Genomic DNA, 7,862 nt, shown 5'->3' on the forward strand with positions numbered 1-7,862 from the left:
TTATATGTTGGGTTTATAGTGGGGGGTACAAAAAGTTTTTTTTTAAGCGAAAACGTCGCAGTGTTTAAGTTTCCACAATATTTTTTGCATTTTTTTAGGGTAGGGGGGGCTATTTTTATTATAAATCTTAGTTATTTATTTTAAATTAAGCATATATGTATTAAAAAATTTTTTATTGGTAATAATTGAAATTAATAAGGTAGATACTAAATAAAATTATAAAAAGTATCAGAAGCTGCTATTTAAATATTTTATTAAAATAATTAAATAGCAAATACTTATAATATGAATACATTATAAGTATATATAATTTTTTTTTTGAATATATACATTATATTTGAAATATAATAAAATAAGATAAAAAATTATAAATAAAAAAATAAAAGTTAAGCTTGTTAAAAATTGTAAAAAACATTATAATTAAATTAACTAATTATTATAGTTAGTTTTAGGAGGGAATGTAAATGAGGGAATATAGGAGAAATAAGAAAAGTATTTTAAAAAAAATTCTTATGGAAAAAGTTCCTGTTGATACAAAAGGTAGAGTAATGACAACTGTTGATGATGAGTGGAGACAGGAAAGTGAATGGGACACATTTTTTTATGAACTAAAACCTAAAAGATAAGAGGTGTAACTATAAAGGGGGAGAGAGAATGAGTACGGATAAAAATCAACATCCAAACCGAGGGGAAGTATGGTTTGTAGAATTTCCGAGAGAAGAAGATAATAGAATAATTGATAATAGACCAGTAATTGTATTAGAAGATTCAGATGATGAATTAGAGGTATTGTCAGTAAAAGTTACTAAACATAAACCAAGAGATGAATGGGACTATAACATTGTATATTGGCAAGAGGCTTCTTTAAAATTTGAGTCTACAGCTAGAATATCTAAATCATTATATTTAAAAGAAGATAGTTTTTTATTTAAAATAGGAGATTTAAGAAAAGAAGATTTAAGCAAAATTGATAATTTATTCGATAAGTATACAGAGAATCTCTACAAATAAAAGTACATTTTATTAAAGAAAGCATTAACAAGTTAAACTGTTAATGCTTTTAATTATTAATATAGTATATAAGTATAGTTTTTTATAATTTAATGTTTTAATAAGAGTTTTACCCCTTTTTTTACCCCTTATAGAATAAAAAAGTTTAATTGAAAATAATTAAATATAACTAATAAATGGCTATATAACAGGGGGTGTGTGTTATATAAAAAATAATAAAAAAATATCTTTCGTTTCCACAGGTCGCGAGTTCGAATCTTGCTAGGTGCACCAATTTAAAGGGTTAAGAAGAATCTTAGCTCTTATTTTTTTGCTAAATTGTGCAATAGGTGTGCAATAGAAAATAAAACTTAAAAAAATCCTCTTCTGTTTACTTTAATAAATTAAAATAATAAAGTGAATTTACATAAAAAAACTAGAGTAATAAAATTACTCTAGTTTAAATAAATAATCTATTTTATCCATAGATTTGTCTTTAGTAGCTTTCATTACATGATTATAAATATTTAATGTGGTAGATATATAACTATGACCTAAAATTGATTGTACTGTTTTAGGAGCTATTCCATTTTCAAATAATTTAGTTTCGAAAATATGTCTTAAATCATGTATACAAATTTATTTTAGATTATATTTTTTCATTCAGATAATTAATTCCAAGATGTGAGAGTTTTAAGACCTTAATCTATATTATACAATTAGTATTAAAATTGATAAGGAAGATATAACATAAGAACTAATAAAAATAATGCTTATTGGTAACTGTGATATTTAATACACATGTTCTGATTTTATAGATATTAATTTTAATGGCAATTTTATTGCATTAAGTATAGAGTATTTAGTTGGTTGGATTAATAATAAACCAACAAGTGATTATAAGGTTGATATAGATAATTTAATAAAATACAGAAATCAATTATATAAATTTACGGAAGTTACTATTTAGGATAAATTTATATGATTTCTGATGACTTATTATATTATTAATTGTAAAAAGAATTAGAACCTATTTTGTTTAGGTTCTAATTCTTTTTATTTTAAAAACTTTATAAAAATAAGTAATAGAATAAACATAATAATAAAAAATTCAATTCCAGTTACAATAATTTTAGTTATATTTGAAAGATCGTTAATATTCATACATAGTGCAAACATTATAGATGCTAAGAAGCTTGTTAAAAATATATAAAATATGTTTGATTTTCTGGCTATAAATTTCATATTAAACCACCTTTTTAATTAAAAATAATTTTAATAAATAGAATATTTTATATCCTTATTTCTTGATTTAATTATAACTATGAACCTCTTTATAGGACAATTTATTAATTCTTTTTAAATGTATTATTTAAATAGTCTATAGCTTGTTGATAATTCATTGATAATGTAAAAAAACTAATCATAGGGACCTCAAAACCATTACTTTAAATTTGATAATAGATAAATCTACGAAATAGATGGAAGCCTAATTGTTTTTTAAATTCTTTATAATTTTTAGGGTAAATATTTACAAAATTTATTCCGTTAAATTCAACAAATTTATAATTTTCAAATAAATTAATATCTAAAGAGTATGATCCGAATATAGAACACGAAGTTATTTTTTCTTCATCAAATATTAAACAAGGCTTATTATTAATAAAGACTAATATACTTTTTATTGAATAATATATAAAAAATAAGAAAATTAAAAATAAAAAAATTGAAAAATAAATATTAAAATTTATAGTATTTAAAGTATAGTATATATCAATTAGTAATACTATTATAGCTATTGGGAAAATGGAATATATAAAAAATTTAAGTCTATTTTTATCATAATGTATTTCAACTTTATTCATTTTTGACTCCTTCCTAAAGAAATAGTATTAATATAAAGATTTCATTATAAATTTATAATAAGAGATTTATTTTTACTTTTAATTCATTATATGATATTTAATTAAAATATCAAATTTTATTTTATTAATATATTTGGTGTAGAGTTTATTACAAAATACTTATTTACTTATTCTAAATAAAACTATGTATATTAATCTGAATTCTTTAAATTTTCAAATAAACTTACAAATGTATAAGCATCTGGAACAGGAGTACCTATCATTGCTTGAATTGAAGGTGTAAGATAACCATAAATAATTGCATTAAGTATTGGATTATCTAATCTTAATTTATTATAAAGGTTATTTATATTATTTAGTTTTTTATCAAATTCATCGAGTGAAATTTCATCAGAAATATATTTTTTTGTTGAAGTTTTTAATATTTCTATTAAATCATCTAATTTTTTTAAGAGAATTTGTTTATTGACTATATCTTCCTCTTCTAATAAAGGATATTTTTTTCAGTTGTTGATTTTAGTAATTTAAAATAATAAAAAAGTTTTTCAGCTTTTTTTATTATTTTTTTATGTGTTAATTTTTTTTTGAACATAGTTACTCATATCCTCTACAATATTAAAATTTAAAGAATCTACACCATATTCTAATGGAGTAGCAGTTAGGCATCTAACAGCAAAAGCAGCTGTTTCAAGTGCGCTTAATACTATACTATCTAACTTATAAAGTGTGTTCATTAATAATTCACTATTAATATTCTCTAATTTTTTCATTAGAATTTCTCCTTTTTTAGTAGATTTAAAATTTATATTAATCTTGTAAAAATGATATTATATGGAAGTTAAAGTATCAAATTATATATAATAATAGTTAAATGATTTGATTTATGTAAAGTTTAATTATATTGAATTTAAGAATATATAAAACTAAATAATATATATTTAAAAGTAAATAGGTTTATTAAATAAATAAAAATAAGGAAAAAAACAAGTATTGTTTTATTGTAATTTAAATTTAAAATTGAATATAAATGGATTAGGATATATTTAATATTTAAATGTAAGGACATTTAATATAACTATGTGCGAATAATCAGAGTAAAAAAGCAAATAGAAGGAATTTAAAAAATATATAAAAATTATAGTAAAATTTATTGGAATTAAAGATTTATTATAAAGTCAATAGATTATTACAAACATATAAAGCTAGAAAAGTTAAGATAATGAATTTAAGGCAAGAAAGAAATGCTTTTAATTATGATGAGGAAAGAGTTAAATTGATAACTAAAGAAGTCAATAATCTTAACTATTATCAACAGAAAATTAAGAATGGACTACTAATATTAAATGAATCAGAAAGAGAAATAATATATAAGAGATATATGGATTTAGATTATATATTTAAAGGTATGTTGGGATTGGGAATAGATTTAAATAAGAGCTATGCACTATTAAGCAAAGAATATAAAAATGCAATGTCCAAATTAAAAAGTTGGGAAGATGGTAAAGAGTTATATTAAAAATTGAATAACTAATAAACTATTGTAAAAGCATAATCATAATTAAATTGAGGAATAATAAAATTACTTTAATTTAAGGAGGAATTTACAATGGTTAATCAAGAAGTTATAAACAGTGGTGAAATTTGTACAATGAGTGGAATATGGAGAAGTAAAAATGATGCACATACAGCTATAAGAATATTAGAAGGAGAAGTTATGCCTCAATTTAGAGACATGGATACTTCATGGGAAATGATACAACATTTACCTAAATAAACTGATTCGATATTATAATAGTGAGTACTATTTAAATATAGTACTCACTATTTATATAGTTAAATTTAGTATTTCTATTAAAATTATTTATAGAATTCAAACTCAAGAACACAGAATTAAAAAAGTATAACTCAAATGAATTAAGAGTTTTTTTTAGGGAATAACTAAATTTGTATAGATTATTTAAAAAAGGAGTGTTAATATGAGTTTTAATCCATTTAAAGAAAAGGTAGTTGATATAGAGTCAACAATTCAAAGTTGGGGTGAATTATATCCTAAACATTATAATAAAAATGAAGTAGATCCATATACTAAAACACGTATAATTCTTATGAATGGAGCAGAGTTTGAATCAAACTGGTTTTCACATCAATTTTCAAGACATTGTACTGATAATGAGTTAAGAAGAGAAATAGCTGCTATTAGAAGAATTGAAAAACAACAACAGATGAAAATAAGTAATTTACGCCCATTAGATGAAACAATTTTGGAAACAACCATTAGTTATGAACAATTGGCAGTAGATTTAACATGTGCATTAGCAAAAAGTGAAAAAGATAAAAATGTTAAAGCTTCTTTAGATTTTGCACTTCTTGAAGATTTTGATCATTTATATAGATATGCAGATTTATTAGAAATGGATCAAGGAGTAAAAGCAGAAAATTTAGTAGGACATTACACTGAAATAATGCCAGGACGTCCAACTATTGCTCACCATAGATGTCCACATGATACTATAAAAAAATTTACAGATTTCAATACAGCTGATTTAAGAACAAAATTAAACATAAATATAATAACAGCAGCTGAACAACAGACTATGAACTACTATATGAATGTAAGTTCTTTATATAAAAATGATATAGGAAGAAAACTTTATTTAGAAATAGGAATGGTAGAAGAAGAGCACGTAACACAATATGCAAGCTTAAAAGATCCAAGATGTACTTGGTTAGAAGATCTTTTAATGCATGATTATACAGAAGCATATTTATATTATTCTTGTTACATGACCGAAAAAGATGAAAATATTAAAAAGATTTGGGAATATAGTTTATCACAAGAAATAGCTCAATTACATAAAGATGTTGAACTACTTAAAAAATATGAAAAGAAAGATTGGGAACAAGTAATACCAAACGGTGAATTCCCTGAAATTTTAGAATTAAAATCAAATAAAGAATATTTAAGAGAAGTATTAAAAACAGCAAATATAACATCTGATAAAGATGGATACGTGGATGTATCTAAATTAGGAAAAGATAGTGGATTCTATAAATATCAAGAAAAAGTCAATAAAAATCTAGATGAAGTTGTTAGTCATACTGTTATAGAGGACTATATAGATAAAAATGGAGAAGATTATAGATATCAAGAATCTCCTCATCCATTTCCAGAATTAGATGATAAAAAATCAGATAATACTACAGTTGGTAGAGTTAAATAAAAATACGAAATAATATAATAATTTTATTAAAAACAATTAAAAGCGTTAAGTAAATTTACTTAATGCTTTTTAATTTTATAAATTATCTGATTGCATTGTAAAATTAAATATTATACTTAATTATTAAGAAATAGTTTGTTAGATGAAAATGTATATAAATCGTAGTATAATATATCAGAAAAGGAGAGGATAGGGTGAATTCAAGAGATAAACAATGGAGAAAATTCGTATTTCAAGGAAGTCGGAAATTAATTTTAGAAGATAAGTTAGGATTTTTCTGGAAAATAATATTTTTTTTAATTGCAATGATATCAGTAAAAATTATTTCAAAATTTGTTATAGGAATTGCTGGAATATATGTTGGATTATTAATTGGAGTTTTAATTGGAGTAATGATTAATATATTATTTGATAAATTCCTTTTGAATTCAGAAGAAATAGAGAGATCAGCAGCAATTAATAGTAGCAATGTAAGCTTTAAAGTTTATATAAATTGTTTGATATGGAATGTTATATCAGGATTTATAAGATTAATTCCTGTTATATTTATATTTGATAAAGTAGCTTTATTAATATTATCTAAAATTCAGGGAGCTCAAATTTCATTAGAAAAAATATTAGCATTAACTTTTACAAATTTACTTATTACAATAATAATGAGTTTTATAATAAAAATATTATTTTTACCCGTTGATTATTTATTAATCCAAGAAAAAGAGACTAATTTTATTAAAGCTATTATAACATCTTTAAAAATGGTTAAAGAGAAATTTTTATCAACTATTTTGGTTATAATAATTTCAAATATACAAGTTTGGATTATTGGGATAATAGCCTTTATAGGATTAATATTAAGTGGATTTGGATTAATAACAATATTAGCATTTTTATTTGTAGTGGCAGCTTTAACTGCTTATTACAAATTTATAGAAATTAAATGGTATAAATTTTTATATGGAAGTTATATAAATAAAAAAGATAGAGAAGAATAAATTTAAAAGCTAAATCTAAACTAAAATTTAGATTTAGCTTTTTTGAAAGGTGGAAATTATAGTGGACAGAAGAGTTATATATACTATAGGACATTCAAATTATAGCTTAGAAACTTTAAATGGAATGATTAAAAAATATAATATTGATGTAATAGTTGATGTAAGAGGAACTCCATACTCTAAGTATAATATACAATATAATTTAAACGTGATAAGAGAAAATTTAAAACAATTTGGATTAAGTTATATTTATATGGGAAAAGAGTTTGGAGCTCAAAGAGGAAAAAGAGAATATTACATAAATGAAGGTTATGCAGATTTTAAAAAAGTAGTGAAAGATGATATGTTTAAAAAGGGAATAGAAAGATTAAAAGATGGTTGTGATAAAGGGTATAAAATTTGTCTTTTAGGAGCAAAGCAAAATCCAATTGAATGCCATAGATTTGCATTAGTAGCATTAGCATTAGAAAAAGAAGGATTTGAAGTTAAAAATATAGTACATAGTGGAGAGATAAAAAGTAATTATGAATTGGAAGAAGAACTTATAGATAGATACTTTGATAGAAATGATATAAATTTTTATTCTATTTTAGATGGAGAAAAATCTAGAGAAGAGTATTTGAATGAATCAATAGAAAAAATGAATAGAGAAATAGGATTTAGACTTGAAAAACTTAAAGAAAAAGGATATAAATTATAAAATTAATAGGTATGATTTATAGATAAAGTTTAATTATTAAATAAATAGGTTTATAAAAATATTTTAGTATTAATAGCTATAAGTTATATTTAAT

The 7,862-nt window shown here is 22.1% G+C and carries 10 protein-coding genes; 7 read left to right on the plus strand and 3 right to left on the minus strand.

What is annotated here, in order from left to right; all coding sequences use genetic code 11:
- The first annotated feature begins 464 nt into the window (after positions 1-464).
- Together CLTHE_RS16595 and CLTHE_RS01035 are read left to right on the plus strand one after the other, a co-directional pair.
- Complete coding sequence (locus tag CLTHE_RS16595) at positions 465-626, plus strand: hypothetical protein (RefSeq protein WP_158082635.1); 162 nt, start codon at positions 465-467, stop codon at positions 624-626.
- Positions 627-654: 28 nt separating this feature from the next.
- On the plus strand, positions 655-1,011 hold the full coding sequence (locus CLTHE_RS01035; RefSeq protein WP_080021600.1) for a type II toxin-antitoxin system PemK/MazF family toxin: 357 nt from the start codon (positions 655-657) through the stop codon (positions 1,009-1,011).
- Between the two features lie 429 nt (positions 1,012-1,440).
- Here CLTHE_RS01035 and CLTHE_RS16985 read toward each other — a convergent pair whose 3' ends face one another.
- From CLTHE_RS16985 to CLTHE_RS01055, 3 genes are all read right to left on the minus strand, one after another.
- Positions 1,441-1,629 (minus strand): tyrosine-type recombinase/integrase, encoded by a 189-nt coding sequence (locus CLTHE_RS16985; protein ID WP_080021606.1) that lies wholly within the window; start codon positions 1,627-1,629, stop codon positions 1,441-1,443.
- Positions 1,630-2,046: 417 nt separating this feature from the next.
- The gene (locus CLTHE_RS01045; RefSeq protein ID WP_080021601.1) at positions 2,047-2,235 is read right to left on the minus strand and encodes a hypothetical protein; all 189 of its coding nucleotides are present in this window, start codon (positions 2,233-2,235) and stop codon (positions 2,047-2,049) included.
- Between the two features lie 1,186 nt (positions 2,236-3,421).
- Complete coding sequence (locus CLTHE_RS01055; RefSeq protein WP_080021603.1) at positions 3,422-3,625, minus strand: hypothetical protein; 204 nt, start codon at positions 3,623-3,625, stop codon at positions 3,422-3,424.
- 380 nt (positions 3,626-4,005) lie between these two features.
- Between CLTHE_RS01055 and CLTHE_RS01060 the strand changes: the two genes are divergently transcribed.
- The 5 genes from CLTHE_RS01060 to CLTHE_RS01075 all read left to right on the plus strand — a co-directional run bounded on the left by CLTHE_RS01060 (position 4,006) and on the right by CLTHE_RS01075 (position 7,768).
- Positions 4,006-4,371, plus strand: coding sequence for a hypothetical protein (locus tag CLTHE_RS01060; RefSeq protein ID WP_242945600.1), 366 nt, complete (start codon positions 4,006-4,008; stop codon positions 4,369-4,371).
- A gap of 90 nt (positions 4,372-4,461) precedes the next feature.
- Positions 4,462-4,629 carry a hypothetical protein gene (locus CLTHE_RS16600; RefSeq protein WP_002598727.1) on the plus strand — a complete coding sequence of 56 codons (168 nt, stop codon included), beginning with the start codon at positions 4,462-4,464 and terminating at the stop codon, positions 4,627-4,629.
- Between the two features lie 202 nt (positions 4,630-4,831).
- Complete coding sequence (locus CLTHE_RS01065) at positions 4,832-6,076, plus strand: hypothetical protein (protein ID WP_080021604.1); 1,245 nt, start codon at positions 4,832-4,834, stop codon at positions 6,074-6,076.
- Positions 6,077-6,270: 194 nt separating this feature from the next.
- Complete coding sequence (locus CLTHE_RS01070; RefSeq protein ID WP_080021605.1) at positions 6,271-7,068, plus strand: hypothetical protein; 798 nt, start codon at positions 6,271-6,273, stop codon at positions 7,066-7,068.
- A gap of 61 nt (positions 7,069-7,129) precedes the next feature.
- Positions 7,130-7,768: a DUF488 domain-containing protein gene (locus tag CLTHE_RS01075; RefSeq protein ID WP_143324004.1), complete on the plus strand. Its 639-nt coding sequence runs from the start codon at positions 7,130-7,132 to the stop codon at positions 7,766-7,768.
- Positions 7,769-7,862 lie beyond the last annotated feature (94 nt).

The sequence above is a fragment of the Clostridium thermobutyricum DSM 4928 genome, assembly GCF_002050515.1.
Classification (GTDB): Bacteria; Bacillota; Clostridia; order Clostridiales; family Clostridiaceae; genus Clostridium; species Clostridium thermobutyricum.

Coding starts and splice junctions, on each gene's coding strand:
- CLTHE_RS16595 (WP_158082635.1), top strand. CDS start 465: ATGAGGGAATATAGGAGAAATAAGAAAAGTATTTTAAAAAAAATTCTT.
- CLTHE_RS01035 (WP_080021600.1), top strand. CDS start 655: ATGAGTACGGATAAAAATCAACATCCAAACCGAGGGGAAGTATGGTTT.
- CLTHE_RS01045 (WP_080021601.1), bottom strand. CDS start 2,235: ATGAAATTTATAGCCAGAAAATCAAACATATTTTATATATTTTTAACA.
- CLTHE_RS01055 (WP_080021603.1), bottom strand. CDS start 3,625: ATGAAAAAATTAGAGAATATTAATAGTGAATTATTAATGAACACACTT.
- CLTHE_RS16600 (WP_002598727.1), top strand. CDS start 4,462: ATGGTTAATCAAGAAGTTATAAACAGTGGTGAAATTTGTACAATGAGT.
- CLTHE_RS01065 (WP_080021604.1), top strand. CDS start 4,832: ATGAGTTTTAATCCATTTAAAGAAAAGGTAGTTGATATAGAGTCAACA.